20 protein-coding genes are annotated in these 16690 nt (G+C 60.5%); 7 read left to right on the plus strand and 13 right to left on the minus strand.

Annotated features, from left to right (window positions below; translation table 11 throughout):
- Window positions 1-91: 91 nt before the first annotated feature.
- From traW to FHS79_RS17585, 12 genes are all read right to left on the minus strand, one after another.
- Window positions 92-685 (minus strand): type-F conjugative transfer system protein TraW, encoded by a 594-nt coding sequence (gene traW, locus FHS79_RS17530; RefSeq protein WP_184202990.1) that lies wholly within the window; start codon window positions 683-685, stop codon window positions 92-94.
- 52 nt (window positions 686-737) lie between these two features.
- Window positions 738-1310, minus strand: coding sequence for a S26 family signal peptidase (locus FHS79_RS17535; RefSeq protein ID WP_184202992.1), 573 nt, complete (start codon window positions 1308-1310; stop codon window positions 738-740).
- Window positions 1300-1797, minus strand: a complete 498-nt coding sequence (locus FHS79_RS17540) for a TrbI F-type domain-containing protein (RefSeq protein ID WP_184202994.1) — start codon at window positions 1795-1797, stop codon at window positions 1300-1302. Before FHS79_RS17540 ends, FHS79_RS17535 begins: the two co-directional genes overlap by 11 nt.
- Complete coding sequence (locus tag FHS79_RS17545; RefSeq protein ID WP_184202996.1) at window positions 1794-2228, minus strand: hypothetical protein; 435 nt, start codon at window positions 2226-2228, stop codon at window positions 1794-1796. Before FHS79_RS17545 ends, FHS79_RS17540 begins: the two co-directional genes overlap by 4 nt.
- Entirely contained in the window at window positions 2209-4761 is a 2553-nt protein-coding gene (gene traC / locus FHS79_RS17550) for a type IV secretion system protein TraC (protein ID WP_184202998.1), read from the minus strand. The genes FHS79_RS17545 and traC overlap by 20 nt, the downstream gene beginning before the upstream one ends.
- Window positions 4758-5990, minus strand: coding sequence for a hypothetical protein (locus FHS79_RS17555; protein ID WP_207792438.1), 1233 nt, complete (start codon window positions 5988-5990; stop codon window positions 4758-4760). The genes traC and FHS79_RS17555 overlap by 4 nt, the downstream gene beginning before the upstream one ends.
- 112 nt (window positions 5991-6102) lie before the next feature.
- Window positions 6103-6987 carry a DsbC family protein gene (locus FHS79_RS17560; RefSeq protein WP_243452982.1) on the minus strand — a complete coding sequence of 295 codons (885 nt, stop codon included), beginning with the start codon at window positions 6985-6987 and terminating at the stop codon, window positions 6103-6105.
- Entirely contained in the window at window positions 6984-8285 is a 1302-nt protein-coding gene (locus FHS79_RS17565) for a TraB/TrbI/VirB10 family type IV secretion system protein (RefSeq protein ID WP_243452983.1), read from the minus strand. The genes FHS79_RS17560 and FHS79_RS17565 overlap by 4 nt, the downstream gene beginning before the upstream one ends.
- Before the next feature lie 134 nt (window positions 8286-8419).
- Complete coding sequence (locus FHS79_RS17570; RefSeq protein WP_184203004.1) at window positions 8420-9160, minus strand: type-F conjugative transfer system secretin TraK; 741 nt, start codon at window positions 9158-9160, stop codon at window positions 8420-8422.
- Window positions 9157-9726: a type IV conjugative transfer system protein TraE gene (locus tag FHS79_RS17575; protein WP_184203025.1), complete on the minus strand. Its 570-nt coding sequence runs from the start codon at window positions 9724-9726 to the stop codon at window positions 9157-9159. The genes FHS79_RS17570 and FHS79_RS17575 overlap by 4 nt, the downstream gene beginning before the upstream one ends.
- A gap of 5 nt (window positions 9727-9731) precedes the next feature.
- On the minus strand, window positions 9732-10019 hold the full coding sequence (gene traL, locus FHS79_RS17580) for a type IV conjugative transfer system protein TraL (RefSeq protein ID WP_184203006.1): 288 nt from the start codon (window positions 10017-10019) through the stop codon (window positions 9732-9734).
- Window positions 10020-10049: 30 nt separating this feature from the next.
- Window positions 10050-10343 (minus strand): hypothetical protein, encoded by a 294-nt coding sequence (locus FHS79_RS17585; RefSeq protein WP_373289750.1) that lies wholly within the window; start codon window positions 10341-10343, stop codon window positions 10050-10052.
- A gap of 265 nt (window positions 10344-10608) precedes the next feature.
- Here FHS79_RS17585 and FHS79_RS17590 point away from each other — a divergent pair, with 265 nt between their 5' ends.
- The 7 genes from FHS79_RS17590 to FHS79_RS17620 all read left to right on the plus strand — a co-directional run bounded on the left by FHS79_RS17590 (window position 10609) and on the right by FHS79_RS17620 (window position 15468).
- Complete coding sequence (locus tag FHS79_RS17590) at window positions 10609-11076, plus strand: hypothetical protein (RefSeq protein ID WP_184203010.1); 468 nt, start codon at window positions 10609-10611, stop codon at window positions 11074-11076.
- A 44-nt stretch (window positions 11077-11120) separates the two neighbouring features.
- A complete protein-coding gene (locus FHS79_RS17595; protein ID WP_184203012.1) occupies window positions 11121-11576 on the plus strand; it encodes a hypothetical protein in 456 nt (151 codons plus the stop codon).
- Between the two features lie 89 nt (window positions 11577-11665).
- Complete coding sequence (locus FHS79_RS17600; protein ID WP_184203014.1) at window positions 11666-12400, plus strand: helix-turn-helix transcriptional regulator; 735 nt, start codon at window positions 11666-11668, stop codon at window positions 12398-12400.
- A 431-nt stretch (window positions 12401-12831) separates the two neighbouring features.
- Entirely contained in the window at window positions 12832-14157 is a 1326-nt protein-coding gene (gene repC / locus FHS79_RS17605) for a replication initiation protein RepC (protein WP_184203016.1), read from the plus strand.
- Window positions 14144-14407, plus strand: coding sequence for a hypothetical protein (locus FHS79_RS17610; protein WP_184203018.1), 264 nt, complete (start codon window positions 14144-14146; stop codon window positions 14405-14407). The genes repC and FHS79_RS17610 overlap by 14 nt, the downstream gene beginning before the upstream one ends.
- A gap of 87 nt (window positions 14408-14494) precedes the next feature.
- Window positions 14495-14953, plus strand: a complete 459-nt coding sequence (locus FHS79_RS17615) for an MbcA/ParS/Xre antitoxin family protein (protein WP_243452984.1) — start codon at window positions 14495-14497, stop codon at window positions 14951-14953.
- The gene (locus FHS79_RS17620) at window positions 14950-15468 is read left to right on the plus strand and encodes an RES family NAD+ phosphorylase (RefSeq protein ID WP_184203020.1); all 519 of its coding nucleotides are present in this window, start codon (window positions 14950-14952) and stop codon (window positions 15466-15468) included. The genes FHS79_RS17615 and FHS79_RS17620 overlap by 4 nt, the downstream gene beginning before the upstream one ends.
- Before the next feature lie 180 nt (window positions 15469-15648).
- Here the strand turns inward: FHS79_RS17620 and FHS79_RS17625 are convergent, their stop codons facing one another.
- Window positions 15649-16431, minus strand: a complete 783-nt coding sequence (locus FHS79_RS17625) for a lytic transglycosylase domain-containing protein (protein WP_184203022.1) — start codon at window positions 16429-16431, stop codon at window positions 15649-15651.
- Window positions 16432-16690: the final 259 nt, after the last annotated feature.

Genomic DNA, 16690 nt, shown 5'->3' on the forward strand with positions numbered 1-16690 from the left:
CGTCGATACTGCGCGACTGTCCGGGGCCAATCCCTACAACACCATCCTCGGCGCTGTCTCCGCCGGATAGCTCAACGCAGGGGGTGGGTAATTACCGCGACGGCGGCAGCGCGACTTCGGTGATCTTGAGAACCTTGCCCTGCTGCTCGACGACGGCAGGCAGCGCGTGGATTCCGAACTTGCCCACAAGTTGCCCGCCCTGGTCGAAATAGAAGCGGCGCTGGGCAGCTTTCATGCGATCGAACGGCGAGCCGCCAGTCAGGATCAGTTTGGCGTTGAGCTGTGTCGTCGACTTCAGGGCCCAGGCCACCTGTCCGGCATTGTCGCCGTCCAGAAAGACAAGGCTTTGCCGAAGGCCAACGGTATCGAGGGGGTTGATGCGGCGGCCGCGCGCAATGATGAGCGCGCCCTTGTGATCGCGAATGTCGTCGCCGATCGTGATCGTCGGGTCATAGGTCCAGCTGCGCGTTTTGGTTGCCGTGGAGAGCCCGACGACCGGGGGCGGCCGCTTGACCAGAGCGGTCGTGCGCTTTGCGAGATCCTTGTTCATCGCTGCAATCTTGCCGCTGGCTTCGGCTGCACGAAGTTTGGTCTCGATCGACTTCAATATGTCGGGCTCGAGGATCGGAAAGATCGTGCCTTGCTGGCCGTAATCGCGTGCAGCAAGGGGCGCAGCAACAGGCATGGTGAGCGACGCCGCGATGCACAGAAACGAGGCGCGGACAGCTGACACGGCGCTACAGAACCGGACTGCCGGTGCCGACGATACGGTCGCGGCAGATCCAGCCAATGATCGCGTAGCGACTGTCGAACCCGTCCTTGTGCGGCGTGCCGGCAAAGTAGCAACCATGGGGAATGACGCCGGTTGGCCCTGCTGCCAATGGCTCACCGCGACGTGACTTCTCTTTTGCCCGCGCCACGTGTTTGCCGTTGACGAAGAAGTCAGGGCCATGACGGGTGACCACGTCGCCGGCGACGCCATAGACATATTTGCCGAAGAGCTGCGGCTTGGTGCCAAAGTTGTTTACCAACACCGGCGAGACGGGTGGCCGGAAGAAGATCAGGCTGCCACGCGCCGGCGGCGCCCTCGTTTCGAGGACGAACGCCCAATTTGGCAACGACGGCGAGGTGTTGATCAAAAAGGCGTGACTGACCTTCCAGCTGTTGATTGTCTGGAAAAGCGCGATTCCACCAAAGACCAGAATGAGCCCGGCATAGACGCGGCGGCGGCGAGGTTGGCGGCGGGGCCTCGCTGACGCCAGGCCCGCGCCGATCGGCGTCAGCAGGGGGGCGGCGGGGTCAATTGCCATCACCAGCCCCCAAGCTAGCGGGTGACGGCGGCGCAACAGGTGCCGATTGCATGGTAGGGGCTGGTGTCTGGGCAAGGCGGGCGTTGACCGCTGCTGCGACTGCTGCAGTCATGTCCGGGACCGAATTGCCAACAACAGCTTCGGAAACGAGAACCGTCCTGCCGCCCTGCGAGATCGAACGCATCGCTTCATCGGTCGCGGCAAGATAGGCGCGGGTGCGAGCAGTCGCGGTTTCGGGCGAGGATCCATTGCGGGATTCGGCCGCTACAAAATCGGTGATGATCCTTGAGAGGCTTACCGAAACGATGCGGCGCTCTTTCAACTCGAGCACCTCGCGCGTCGCCCAGATCGCCCAGATCGTCAGCAGAAGGAATGCGACGAGGATTGAAAGATCGCGGGGCGTGAACCCGGCAATACGGCGGGTGGCCACATGGTCGTGGGCGCTGAGGGAGTCGGTTACAGGGTCGGTGCCCGGGAGCGCGCTCATTTGCCCGGCTCCTGTGCAAGCTCACGGCGCACGCGGCGAACAAAGCCTGGCGCGCGCAGCAGCGTCGAGCCGATCAACAGCACCATGAAGGTCTGGACGAGATAGTGTTCGAACATCCATCGCCTGCCGTGGTCGGCAGCGACATAACGCGATGCCAGATTGTCGATCTGGAGGAAGAAAGCATCCCACTGGCCGGCGCCAAGGATGATGAAGAAGACGACGGCGCAGCCGAGGATGCCAAGCACATTGCCGACGAACCATCCCGTGGTAACGAGCACCAGATAAGCGGCATCGCCCAACTGCCGACGATTCCACAACCTGCGCGCGCCGCGGGTTTCATGGGAGGAGACCGCAGTATGAATGGCATCAAGCGCGAGCGTTTCAGTCTCTCGGCTAACAGCTGCCAGCGTGTCACTCCGCGGCGAGTGCATGGGGCACCTCCAGTCCAGGAAACGCGATGCGCTCAACCGCCTGGGCGATTGTCATGCCGTCGCCGACCATCGCCTCGATGCGCGCAAAGGTGGCCGGCGAGCTTGAAAACACCGTGGCTGAATAAGGATCGAGGACAAGGCGGCCGAGCGACTGTGTTTCGGGTCCCTTGATGAAGACTTCGGAATATTCGGTGCCGTTCCGCTTCAGCGAGCGGATAAGAGTTTCGGTGCCAGCATCCATCTCGAGACGGCCGAGGCGCTTGAAATCGGCAATCGTCTCCGGCTTTTGCTGAAGGATCAGCATCCAGTCCGAATTCTCGAGCGCGGCCTGGGCGCCTTCGGACTTGTAATAGTCGTTGAGCGACTGCGTGGCGGTGGCGAGGCTGCCGCCGTACTTGCGGCAGGTCCGGGCATAGGCCTCGACAAAGTCGGCCATGGAGCCGCCCTTGAGCAACTGCCACGCCTCATCGATCAGCAGCATTTTTTTGACGCTGCGGGGGGTGCGCGTCATCATCTGGGTCGTCATGAACATGATCGCCGTCAGAACGACGCCGCGCAATTCCTCGCGTGACGACAGATCGGACAGTTCGAACACCGTGAAATCACTATCGAGGCTGAGGGTTGCCTGGCCGACGAAGAAACGCCCGTAGGTGCCCTTCGAGGTGAATGGCGACATGGCAATGCCAAGGTTGGTCGCATCGGCATTGTCGATCGAACGCAGATAATCGGCGACAAAGTCGACGCTGCCGGCGTTGCCATGCTCCTCCCAGACCGAATTGACCGCCCCATCGATCAGCCCGCGTTCGGTATCGTTGAGCTTGTCGATAAAGCGCGCCATCTGGCCGACGATGGCCTTGAGCATCGCCATGCAGTCGAGTTTATAGTCCTCTTCGAGCAACACCCGCTTCTGGTCGATCATCGAAAACGGGTTGAGGCAGAACCCCGATGCCATGGTAAACTCGATGAAAGCACCGCCCTGGATCTTGACGCTGTTCATGAAGCTGCGGCCATCATCGATGACGACAACCTTGGCGCCGGCGCCGACCAAAGCGGCGCAGACCTCTTGCAGCAGAACCGACTTGCCCGAGCCGGACTTGCCCATGATCGTGACATTGTGGTTGCCGGCACCGTTCTCGAACGGCGACCAGAAGAACGGCTGACCGCGCCTGCCAACGAGCAACAGATGCGGTGTCGCACTCCCCAGATACTCGCCTTGCATCGGCGCCAGATTGGCGGCGGTCGACGAAAGCATCGTCCGAAAACGCTTCAAGCGCTGCATGTCGACTCCCAGGCCATCAGCGAGCGTCATCGGCAGCGCGGTCAACAACCCCTGGATCTGGAGGAAGCGCTCATCATTGAGATCCCACCCGGCAGAGCGGTAGATCGACTTGACGGTGCGTTCGTTGCGATCACCTTCGCCGAGCGGCGAGAAGGTGGTGACGCCATAGAAGACCTGGACGAGCTTGCGCCCCTCTTTCAGTTGGACCTGGACGTCGCGCCATTCCTGGCTTTTTTCCTGAATGCCGGGCATCCAGCGGGCACCGCGGCTTTCGGCGAGGCTCTGGCTGCGGACCGACTTCATCCCGGCCTTGGCGGACGCGGCCTCCTCGTCGGGGTACATCAGGCAGAGGACGGTTGCCGTGGGGCAGGGGAGGCGCAGCTTGTCGCTGAACATATCGCCGATCAGCCGGACACTCTCCCAGGGCGTCCAGCGCGCAGGATAGTTGCGAACCGCAAAGTGCCGGATATCGAAATTGTCGGGGTAGCATTCACCGACTTCGGCTACCCCATCGGGGTCAAAACTCGTCGGCCGGAACCGCTCGGTACGCAACAGCATCCGCGCTTCTTCGACGGTGATATCGATATCGCGGCGAACAACCTGCTCGTTGATCGGATCGAGCTCATTATAGGCATGAACATCAATCTCGGCGGCCGTCGTCGGCGAGGTCATGTCGTCGATGAGTTCGATAAGATCGACCGGTTTGAAATGCGCGACTTCGACATTGATCGACTGCAAAACGCCGGCCAGGCCGTCGCGGGCGGCAATCATCTCGGCGTGGGTGGTGCGACCAACGGGAACACTGCACGAAATGATCACGCGGTGATTACGCAGATAGAAAGGCGCGTCCTTTGACAGCGACTCCCAGACACCCTTGCTCAGATATTGGGCACGATGGCGCCCGATCGTCTTGTAGATGCCGCCGGCCTGATAACGCGGAACGAACCAGTCACCGATCCGGCGCGAGACGCGCGGGCTGCCCCATGACAGCACCTGCAACTGTGCGCCCGCCGGCATGCCCTCCTGGAAGAACTGGCCGAGGATGTCGGCGGTGCGTTCATCGGCGCCGACCAGTGGCGGCATTTCCATGATGAAGCCGATCGAGGCCGCATTGATGAAAAGCCCTTCTTCGGGAATGTACGTGCGGTACGGCAGCCATGACGACAGCGTGTCGAGGTGAATCGAGGGGCGCGGAGCATCGGGGCTGGTCGTGTCACCCGTAAGCATCGCTGCGATGTTGTCGATCCAGCTCATTTTGGCACACTGGCGGTCGAGCCGATGGGCAGCTTGAAGCCCTCCGGTGCAGCATCGCTGGCGGCTTGCCGTCCCTTGTCGACACCATCAGCGATGATAGGCGCCGCCATCGCGCGAACGCGCGCCATCGCGACCTCGGCGTTCTTCGTCGGGGTAACAGCAACGACGGTCGAAGCCGAAAGGGGTTCGGGACGAGCGGCGGAGGCCTTGGCGAGAGCAGCCTTGTTGAGTTCAGCAGTCGGATTGGACTGCGAAGGCGAATCGAGAGGCGAGGCGGGCTGGGGCGTCTTGTAGGGAACCTCATAGGTGCGGCCCTTCCAGTGGACCGGACGCGTGCCATAGGGTGCCAAGGCCGATACGGTTTTGACCCCACGACCATCGGACGGAGCAGGTGCTGCCCCGGCAGGCTTCGAAGCCGTCAATGATCCGACCACCACCACGGGCGGCGATGAACTGGCCAGTGCCTTGTCGGAGCGTGCCGCAACGACGTCCGGAGTGTCGTAATTGGCAGCCGGTGTGCGCGGGTCAAGGACGGGCAGTTTGGGTGCAGAAAGGCCGGCAGCCACTTCGGCAAGCGATTGGGGAGCAGCCGACCGTGACGAGAATCCGCTGAACGACGCAACCGGCTCAAAGCGCGGCGCTTCCCCGGTGGTGGCGGTATTCGCCGGCGCGAATGGGGCAGGCGGCGGATTCGCGATTTCGCCATTCGAGGCAGCACTGTTGGTATTGGGCGCGCCTGATCGTGCCGCACGTGCGGCAACGATCTCATCGAGCGTCGCAAGCGCGGAGCGAGGAGCCTGTTCGGCGACAATGCCGGAGGTGCGAAGGGACGGCGTGCCGCGAACCGCCCCGGGGCGGACACCGAGCGCTTGCGCCCAGGCGGCGTTCTCGACAACGGCATGCGCTGCCGACTCCTCGCGGTAGATCCCGTCGGCATCGATGTGCGCTGGAAACACAACACGCAGAACGCGATCGCTGGTCCGGGGCGGCGCCGCGCCGTCGGCGACAAAAGGCCCTGCAAGCGGACGCGGGACGGACACCGGATCGTTGATCCCCATCGGCGACCGGACATTGCCCATCGACGAAACAGCGGCGGCATCGATGACCGACATCGGCGCGCAAGTGCCGCCTGGCGCCGCGCATTGGAAATCGCCCTTGATGTTGCCGGTGCTGGCACAGGCAGCAAGCAGCGGAACGATTGCGACTGGGATCATTGCAAATCGGCTCACCAATACCTCCCTGAAAAGATCACATCGATGCAGGCGGCGACCGCGGCGGCCGTGATGACCCAGAAGGGACGCACCACGACGCCCAACGCGCCGGCGATCAGGAGCATCTGCGTCATGCCGCCGGCCCACCCTTGAGCCAGGCCGTCAGGATCGGCGCAGGGCGGAAGCCTTCAAGGACGGCGCCATCGGCGCGCACAATGACGGGCGTGCCATTGAAACCGTGTTTGCGCGCAAAGGCTTCATTGGCATCGAGACCGGAGGTGTCACACTTGGGGCTTTGCGGCGTCTCACCCGCATAGGCCGCATGCAACGCCGAAACCGGCGACTTCGAGCAGTAAACGGCCTCGCTCAACTGGCGACTGCCAAGCACCGAGATTGGTCGCTCTTCGACCCGCGCCCCGATCTGCTGGAGCGTCGCCGAGAGCTGGCTGCAATAGCTGCAGCGGAAATCCGAAAACACGGTGACCTTGGGACCAGATGTTGGGCCCCATGGAATCGCGCCCTTCGAAGGAAGCTGGCTGAGTGGAACGTTCCGGGCAACAGCGGGTCGAGCTCGCTGGCCATCCGGTTGACCATTGGCAGCGGACGGGCCGCTGCCGCCGCCTTGGCGAGCCGCGCCGTTGACCAGCACGTCCGGGTTCAGCTCGAGCAAGCGCGTCGCGGTCAGATCGGTCCGCGTTTCCATGTCATAGACGCGGCCGATGATAAGGTAGCGGGCTGCCGGATCGGTATAAAACAGCGTCGATCCGGCCGCGACCTCACAAACCCCGGGCAGCTTCTTGCAGTCGATGCTGCTGACTTCTGTCTTGGGCAAACGCTTCGCCAGCGCCGCAATAACCGCATCCGGCGCGATCGAAGGGCTCGCGTCAGCGCGGGCGTTGACCAGCCAGAACCCTGCGACGGTCAAAATCGGAACGCCAGAAAGGAGCAGTAGGAAGCGAATGACAGACTTGTCACCCGCCATACCGGGGCCAAACATACGGTCGAAAATGCTCATTGCGATCCCCTCACATAGACGCCGTCGAGAAAGACGATTTCGACATCGATGCCCGTCGGCATCTCGATGACAGGCTGATATTGCTCGGCGCGCTCGATCAGATATTTGCTGACCATGTCGGCTGACTGGGCAACGCCCTGACCGATCCCGGCTTTTGCCAGGTCACCGGCTGACAATTGCTGGCGCTCGCCGTTGACGACTGTCTGGGCACCCTGGAACAACGCGTTGGCATTGGCCGAAAAGCCGCGCCCGAACCCGCCGGCGATGCCGGCGATGAAGGCCTGGGTGACGAGTGAGCCCTCGCGGCTGACGACCTTGCCGCGAACGCCGGTCTTGCCGGCAAAGGAGATGAAGCCCTTGACCTCGGAGACCGCGACACGCCCGCCGGGCTGATCGCAGGTCATCTTGGCGAGCTTCACATAGACCTTCTCGGCCGAGAGATCGCCGCGCGCCGCGCCATTGACGACACAGCCTTCAAGGCGGGTCGTCAGGACGCGGCCATTGTTGACGACTGAGCGCGCGGGACCCGTGATTCGCAGAACCACAGGCAAGGGGTCGGTCTGCGACGAGACGCCGGCGCTGGCATCGACGCCGACGATCACGCGCGCCGGCGCATAGCTGTTGGGCGGCAGATAATCGGGCGACGCTTCGATAACGGTCGGCGGCGCGTCGGGACGAGCCCCGATAAAGCCTTGCCCATCATCGGACTTGCCAGCCCCGCCTTTGGGCGTTGCGGGTGCAAAGCTGATTGTCTTGACCTCGGCGATCGATGGCATCGATCCGGCCTCACCACCAAATCGACCGGCGCCACCTGGGCCTGCTGCCGCCGCATCGCCGCCGGCGCCTGCAACCCGGAATGGTTCGGACGCAGGCTGTTTCCAACGCGAAATGCTTGCACCGGACGCGCGGCTACCAGGCGCTGTGAGGCTGCCTTCCTCGAGGGCTTTGAGCTTTGCTGCCTGGGCGGTGTTCTGCTCTTCATAAATCTTGAAGAGCCGGGCGCCATCGGCCTTGAGCTTCTCGTTTTCCTGCTGAAGCGCCGCTATATCGCTACCGCCCTTTTCAAGACCTGGCATCTTGCTTTCGATGGCCTTGACGCGGTCGACGGCGTCCTTGATCTGGTTCTCGGACTGCGCGCGCCACTCTTTTTGCGCCATGTTCTTGCCGACCATAGCATCGGCGGAAATCACGACTTCTGTCGGATCGTCGGGCTTCAACGGCTTGGTATCGGTCGATCGGGTCGAGATGTATGAAACGCCACCGGCCAGGACGACGGCGCCGATTCCGGCCAGCAGCATCTGTTGGCGCCTCGCAATCCGGGAGTTTACGCCGCCAAGCGGGTCAGACGGCGAAGAAGCAGGCCCTGAAACAGGCGTTACCGCGGGATCTTCGGCCGCGTCGTCACTCGGCGGTCTTTTGCCAAAGGGCAGTTTCACCGATCGCCTCCATTGCCAACGAGCCATGCCGAGGTCACTTCGCCGGGCGCGAGACCGGGCTTGGCGATCGTGACCGCCAACGTGCCCTGGGGAGCCAGATCGGCTTCATGCAGAAGCACAGGCGCTGTGCCGCGGTTCTCGATCCGAAGGGATTTGCCGATGAAGGCAGCGCCGCGGTATTCGGCAATCAGGCGGACCGAGAGCGGCCCCACGGCGACCGGCATCGAACTGGGCTGGCGGATCTCGTAACCGTCGACCGTCGCCATGGTCGCCATTGCCTTTATGAGGCGCATGGCGGTCGTCTGAACGGAGGTTTCCTCTTCCCACTCCCGCGCCTTGGTTTCGGTGAGGGCAGGGTTGGTGACAAAGACCTGCTGCGCCTCGACGCCAGACACTTCGCAGACGAATTTATAGACATAGCCCTTCTTCGACGTGGCGAAGAAGTTGATGGCTTTGGCGGCGTATGTCTCGGGGACAGAGAGGTAGATGTCGCCGCGGACCGGCTCGTTGACCACCGAGAAGTCGTTGTAGGGAACGCCGGTCGCCACCTTGTTGAGGCTGGCAAAGGAGTCGCCGACAAGGCTTATGCGGGTCAATTCGCGCTTCGAGGCAACGCAGTCGATGCGGGCATTGTCAGCGGCCATTCGAAACTGGTCGGCGCGTGCCGGTGGCGCCAACGCGCCTGCAACAAACGATAGCGCAAGGATCTCAAGATAAACGATCTGGCGAACGATCATTGCCCGGCCTCCTTGTCGATGGGGACAATCTCGCCGAAACCGCTCATGCTGAGCGTCAGTCCGGCGTAGGACCAGCGAAACTGGAATGTCCTTTTGGCGGACGAGATGACCTTTTTGCCGACGAAGGTTGTCACGGTGCCGCTCACCTCGGACGTCAACTTTTTGGGATCGACCTTCATCCCCGACATCAGGAATGATTGCGAAACGTCAGAGCCTTTCTGCTCGGTGACGATCTTGACGAGATCGGCCTTCACCAGGCCATAAGCCGACGGATGCACGATCTTGAGGACTTCGTTCATCCAGTAATCGAGCGCCTCGGAGGAGCGATTGAGTACGATGATGGACGTGTCGCGGGTAACCATCTCGAGATATTCGGCGGTCACGCCTGCCGAGCTGATGGTCAGCGGGCGCGACAAAACGGGTTGCAGAACGATTTCGCGATCACGCGAAACGAACATCATGATGATGACCATCATCAGGCCGATCAGCGTCAGCACCAGGACGGCGAGCATGTTGCGCTGCTTCAAAAGCGCCTGCGACCGTTCATGGGCGATATCAGCGAGCATGTGCGTTACCCCGCGAGCAGGCGACAATGCGAGGGCGGTGTCCGCTTCATGCCGGTGAACCCCGGCGGCAAATGCCAATAGGCCAAATGGAGCAACCAGGAGGCGGCACGTCCAGCTTTTGCCTTGCGTAAGACGAACCAGCCAACCAGTGAGAGAACCAGGCCGATAAACAGATGCTGCGAGAGTATCCCCCACGCGAACGGCACGACGAGTGCGATAAACTCGTCAAGGGTCCACAAGCCTATCAGCTCAGGATCGTCGAGCCGCCGCGGGATGAGATATTTATCCGACATGAGAGAACACCGCCCTCAGGTGCCTGCGGACTAAATGACCGCCGTGACGGCGGCCGTGACGATCGGCACACCGGTGCCAACGCCAATGCCGACGCCAACGGGAACAGCGATCTGGCCGAGGCTGAAGCGCCCCGAGGCCATACCGATGATGCCGCCTGCCAGGCTGAGCACGGTGATGATCGCACCGCCGGTGCCTTCGAGGTAATCGGTGAACACGGTCAGCGCCGGCGCGAAGGTCGCATCGGCACCGGCCATGGCGGCAGTGGCGCCGAGCGCAGCGATAAGGGCAACGAGCGCCCCATCGCCAATCTTGCCGGGCACCATGCGCGGCAAAGAGAGGGATTTCATGACAGAAGGTCTCCTTTCAATTGCGCGGCCGGATTGACCGCCACGCAAATGATCGAAAGGATTAGGTGTCGCCGCCAAGTGAAATGCTTGAATTTGCCGCTTTGAGCTGAAAATGACGGATATTTTATTATGAGCTGTCGCAGCAATGATGCGTGGCACGACCAAAGCGGCCAAGAATGTCCGCAATCTCGGCCAAAAATGTCCGGTTGTGCGGACATGAATGTCCGCTAAGTCGTGATTCATGAAAACTGATATCGATCACGTCGGAGGCGGGCTGTTGACAACGGAGAAAGAGCCGACCGCAACGATCGTTGCGCTGCCGCGCAGTGCAGCGATGATTGCCCATGCCGCTGCTGCGATCCATGCTTTGTCGATCGCCGAACAAAAAATGGTGTCGATGCGCGGTGCGGCCGTTGCAGGGTTTGATGCCATCATCGACGACAAGCGGTTAACCGTATCGATTCTGCTCCGGATCCATGAGAAATATGACTTCTCTGGGCGCGAGAAAATTCACGTTGGTTTCAGTACCGAGGAGATGAAAATGCTCCACGAGTGCCGCAAGCGTCTTGAGGCGATGAAACAGACAAAACTTGACCGGGTTCAGACGATTACCTTGGCGCTGATGCGCCTTGCTCGCCCCGAATTTGGACAGAATGACGCATGCGATGTCCGCAAACTGCCGACAATCGATAGCGGGTTGCGTGAATAGAATTATTCATGTTAGCCTTTGCGTCCTCAAGGGGTATTGGCGCAATGGCACAAACACCGGAGTTATCGAACACACGCGATCAGGCCACGTCTGATCGGGATGAATTTCGTCGAGATGACGTCGCCATGTTTGTGCGCCGCCTCCAGGCACCTTGTGCAAGGCAGATCGCTGCCGACGCCGGCATCAGTGAGCGCCATTTGCGCCGGATTCGCAAAGCGGCGGCGAAAGCTGCCTCTCGCCCGAAAAGCGCTGCCCGGATCACTACCGACCTATTGGGCGCCCTCGGCTATTCCGAACTTCTTGGAACACCGGCGCAGCATTATCTGGGCGAATTCCTCACCGAGTTTGTGGGCCTTCTAAGTGATCATCTCAAGGAAGACGACACCGCTCTTGATGTGCGCTGGGCCAAGGGAAATGCTTTCCAGACGGTCGAACGAGTCCGCGAGGCTGCCCGACGGCGACGGGAAAGAATCGAGCAAGCCTGTTTGTTCAATAGCTAATAAAAGGTGACGGAATACCTTGGTATTTCGTAATAATGTGTTCTGTGTCATCTTATTAAAGGGTCGATATCGCTGTGTTTATGGGGTGAATGACCATGTTAATAGAAGGTGTTGAAACAGCGATTGGACAGATCGATGAGGCTGTTAGCCTCGACGAATTGCACAGGTCGATCATAGCTGCAAAAACCGCTTTGGGTTTCTGCTATTATGCTTTCATTCAGTCGAACAGTGGCCACTCGATCGGCGGTCTACTTTTGCAGGATTACCCCGACAGCTGGATCAAACTCCAGAGTGATACCTACGGCTTTGCGCAAAGCCCGATCCTGCAACTGGCCAGCCAGACAGCGACGCCATTTGAATGGTGCGAGATTACGGCGTTGATGACAGTGACCCAAGGTCATTCAGCGTATCTGCGACTTGCTGCGGCGTATGGCCTTGGCCAGGGTTACACAATCCCGATCCATACACCTGGCGAATCATCGGCACTGGTCTCGTTTGTCAGCCCTGCTGATTGGATAATAGAGCCGGGCAGTTTTCCGTTCGCCATTTATGTTGCTGCTCGCGCATTTTCGGCCGGCAGCCGGATCCGCCGTGCCGCCGCCGAGCAACACCCAAGGCTCTCCGATAGCGACGTCAAGGTGATCACGCTGGTTTGCCGAGGGCACAGCAAACGCTGCATTGCGCAAAAACTCGGGATCGATGCAAGCGACGTCAACCGCGCCGTGCTTCGCGGCTGCAAGCACTACCGCGTCGGGTCACAGACCGAAATGATCGTTCACGCACTCTACGAGCGGTCGATCCGGTTCGAGGATGTTATCCGCTGATCTGATGAACGGGGAAAGGGGGGCTATGGCGCAAATCTGCAACTGAGCGAATGACGGCTCGCCCCGGCGGCGCCCGAGTTTTTTCACCGGGTCCCCAAACATTGGAATGCGCCCGAACCCGTCTCTAGAACCCGATTACGCACGAATTTCGTGACCGGGAGACGTGTGTTTGCAAAGCCATGCAATGGTTTGCGGCCCCCATCAACATCGCCTCGTCAAGGACGAGTCGAGCAAAACGAAAGGACAGCGCCAGAAACAGAAAAACCCGGCGTATCGCCGGGCTTTCCGTGGGACGTTCAACAGGCGGCAACCTGTTTGCAGCACTCCAAACCTGACCTGCAATCTGAATAGTCCCGGCATGTTTGTCAAGAATACGCGCTCTTTGCGCAGCGGATTTCTGTTGCCTGGAACTGCTCCGGCAAGGAGGCAGTATGAACAGCACCGATTGCAAATCCATCGGCCAGCTCATTGGCCGTTATGTCGACGAGCGTGCCCGAATGCAGCCCAGGATCGAGGCAAGACCAGGAGAGGTGCCTCTATCGAAACTCGATGTGGTGCGAATCTATGTGCGCGCCGCGCGGTTGCTCGGGCACAGCCAACCCGATCAGCGATTTCATCTTGAACTCATCCGGCTGAGCAAGCCGAGCGACTATGCGCAGGGCGGGCGGGTGGTGCTCGCCCATAGCAATGTTTTTCTCGCAAAGCAGTGCGGTATGAGCCGATCGGGGCTCGGACGCCAATTGCGCCGTCACGACAGCAAGACGCTGCGTCGGTCACTCTCAGGCAATGGCCATAGGTTCGTTGCGCGGCGTCGATCGGCGTCTGAGGAAGGCCCAGTGGTGGAAGCCTTCGGAATTTCATTAGAGCCGCTGATCACCTTGATGCGTGAAATGCAGCCGATGATCGAAGCCCAGGACGAGCTGCAGTTCTCACTTGATGTCGAAAAGTCGCGAATTGGCCGTGACCGCCGGCGGCAGCGGGAAGCGCTTGTCGGGCTTGATGGTGAAGTGCTGGCCAAAGCAGTCATGCTTGCCAGCGAGAGCAAGGCATTGGCCGGCGCAATCCGGTCCGCGTTTGCGAGCGGCAGGCTCTCGGAATTGCAGCTGCTGGGTCGCAGGGTTGCTGAGATCGCCGATGCGATCGACGGCATGGTGGCGATAGATTTAGCGACAGGGGCGACGGCGGCGAACCCGAAGACGGCCGAGTTGACGCTGGATGATGTCCGCATCTGGACACCGCAGGGGTGCGAAGATGGACACCAGTTACATTCACAAAGACCCCTTGAATCTGATTCTGTAGTGGCTGTCGACGCAGCTTTCGAACCGGCAACGGATCAGGTGAAGAGGCGTCGCTGCCGCCGCCGGCAGACATGCTGGACCCCCCTCGCAATACGAAGTGTGTGTCCGGGCCTTGGGCTTTACGTCGGTGCTGCAGAACCATCGTGGCAGGGCGTCCTGGAGGGCGCCGACAGGCTGGCGCGTGATCTTGGCATCAACGCCAGATGCTGGGACAAAGCACGATCATCCATGGGCGCCGAGCGACGCGTCCTGGCCGTGGGGATTGTCGCGGAATTGCTCGCCAAGGGCCGCATCAGGGACAGCGCCGGCCACTATTTTGGCGGGATGATCAAGAAGGCTGAAATAGGCGCGCTTGATCTCGAAAGATCGCTATGGGGTCTGCGACAAAGCCAGGCCGGAGGCAAGATCGGGCATCGGTTGCTTGAGGCCAATGAAAGGAAACCTCATGTCAGCCCATGATTTCCAACTGTGGATGTCGCTCTATGCCGCCACCGCTGTCTGCTGTGCGATTGCCTTCCTGCTATCGGCGACAAGGGTCGGCGTCCTCATCGTCCGCGAGCGCATCTGGGTGCACACCCACGGTTGGAAGGCCTGGCTGTTGGTCGGGCCGCAGATCTGGTGGCGCTGGCAGAAAACCTATCTGCTGACGACGCCGGTGACACTCGGGATCGTGGGTGCATTTGCGTTGAGCCTGCCATGGGGCGGTTGACAGAGAGGCACTCGTCTGACGCTCGCGACTTGATCATTCGCGAGCCTTGTCCCATATTATGCCTTGATATGAGGCGAAGGACGAGACTTGACCACTTCAGCAAGGGATATTGGCGGCAAGCAAATAGCGGACCCGAGGGTCCGCAAGAAACGCCTCGGCGCGCCGACGAAGTATGCGATGCTGCCCAACGCAGGGTTTGTGACCCATTTTATCGATTCTGGAGGCATAATTGACGTTGATCGGGTTGCCGACACCTTTCGGATGACCAAAGGCCAGCTCGCAGAAACAGTTGGACTCGGCACCGCCACCATCGGCAAAGCTGACCGCCGAACGGCCCCTCGAACGCAGTCGCGCGTTCGCGAAATGCTCGAGATTGTGGCGCTGATCCGCGAATGGGCCGGCGGCGAAACGCAGGCAATGGCGTGGTATCGCTCGCAACCGATTCCAGCGCTCGATGGACGGACGCCGGAGGCGCTCGTCAAGGCCGGCGAAGCAGGCGCTGTGCGTGATTATCTCGATCATCTTGCCCTGGGTGGCTTTGCTTGAAGTTCAGCGGGAAGTGTTACCGCGGCCATGATCCGATGTGGTCGTTTTCGCCGATGTCGGGCGAGGGTGCGGCGAAAATTGGCGGCAGGTTCAATCGCAAAGGTGAGCCAAGGCTTTATCTTGCATTGGATATCATAACGGCCATCAATGAATGCACCCAGGGCCTGACCCAGCGGCTGCAACCGCTTACGATATGCGAATATGACGTCGATTGTGAGCCGATCGCAGATCTGCGCATGGAAGCATCGAGGGCAGCTTCAGGAGTCACAATAGACGACCTCGGCTGCGCTTGGTTGACCTGTATGCGCGCGGGCAAGGAGGCACCTTCCTGGCTTGTCGTTGACGCCCTTATGGCAGACGGGTTTGCCGGCATGATAGTCCCAAGCTTCGCGCCTGGTGCTGGCCCCGACAATAACAACCTCATTCTCTGGCGTTGGGGACCGAATTTGCCCACGCGAGTAACTGTTTACGATCCGAGCGGCCGGCTGCCAAAAGATCAACTATCATGGAGTTGAGCGAGAAGTGATCGCGGACGCCAAGCGTCTCCGCTTGCATGCGCAACCTTATCGCTCCAAAAAAAGACTGACTCTCTGAGCGGGCTGAAATCCACGCTGTCGGCAAGGTCCGTCGTCAACACCATGATGTCAGATAGCCGTGATCGCTTACCGGTCAACAACCGCGGCCGAGACTTTTCGCTACTTTGCGACCGGATCAAACCCAAGCAACTGCGCCGTATGTCGGACGGCTATCAGCGGATCATGCTGAGCGGATGCCCATATCGCCAGGACTCGGCGGACGTAATCCGGCGTTTCCGAATTCTGTGGTATCCCCCGCGACGAGCGCACGGCGCCTGGCCCTGCGTTATAAGCCGCGAGCCCGAGCGTCACAGAGTTGAACCGGGTGAGCATGTCGCGCAGATAGCGGCCGCCGGCATCAATGTTGAGCGCTGGATCATGAGGATCGGTAACGCCAAGCTCTGCCGCGGTCCCCGGCATGAGTTGCGCAAGCCCGATTGCGCCTTTGGGACTGACAGCGCCCCGATGATAGCGGGACTCCTGCAAAATCAAGGCATCGAGCAAACCCGGTGGGATGCCGTATCGGCATTCCGTTGCTGCAACCGCGCGCCACCAGGAAAGCCTTCGCACGGCAACCACTTTCTGCAGTCCTGGAACATACTTCGGCAGTCCGGGAAAGTTGCAGGGGTTTCCGTCGGACTGCTCTGGAAGCGAAGATGCGGTCACATCTCCGCTAACAGCGTCGGCAAGGCTCGTGGGTGCTTGCGCGGCAGCGTCCTCTGGCCTTGCTCTTGACGTTTTGGTCCAGATGCCAAGCTGGCGCAGCGTAAAACCATCCCGAGCGGTTACCAACGCGCCGCTTGTGTTGATCTGCGGTTGCCCAAAATCCAGTGCAACTGCCGTTTGTGCTGCAGCCGGCGACGACGCAGAAAGCAGCACGCAAAGGATTATTCTGCTCAACATGCATATTGAATAGAATTATTCACCAAATTGCGTCAATATGAATCCTGCTTTTGCACATTGGTCTGATTGCGCCCCTTACAAAAAATGGAGGCATCACGGGACAACATGAGAGGAAAGCAAGTGCGGTGAAGGGCGTAGACTCAATCGGTTAGGGAGATTCCGATGTAGCCGGGGCAGATTCCCGGGCAGAGCGTCTTCCCTTTGGGTCGTAGCTGTGATTCACACTGCCGATGACTCTGGGAGGATCAGACCCTGTTGA

The sequence above is a fragment of the Polymorphobacter multimanifer genome, assembly GCF_014205635.1.
GTDB classification, from domain to species: domain Bacteria; phylum Pseudomonadota; class Alphaproteobacteria; order Sphingomonadales; family Sphingomonadaceae; genus Sandarakinorhabdus; species Sandarakinorhabdus multimanifer.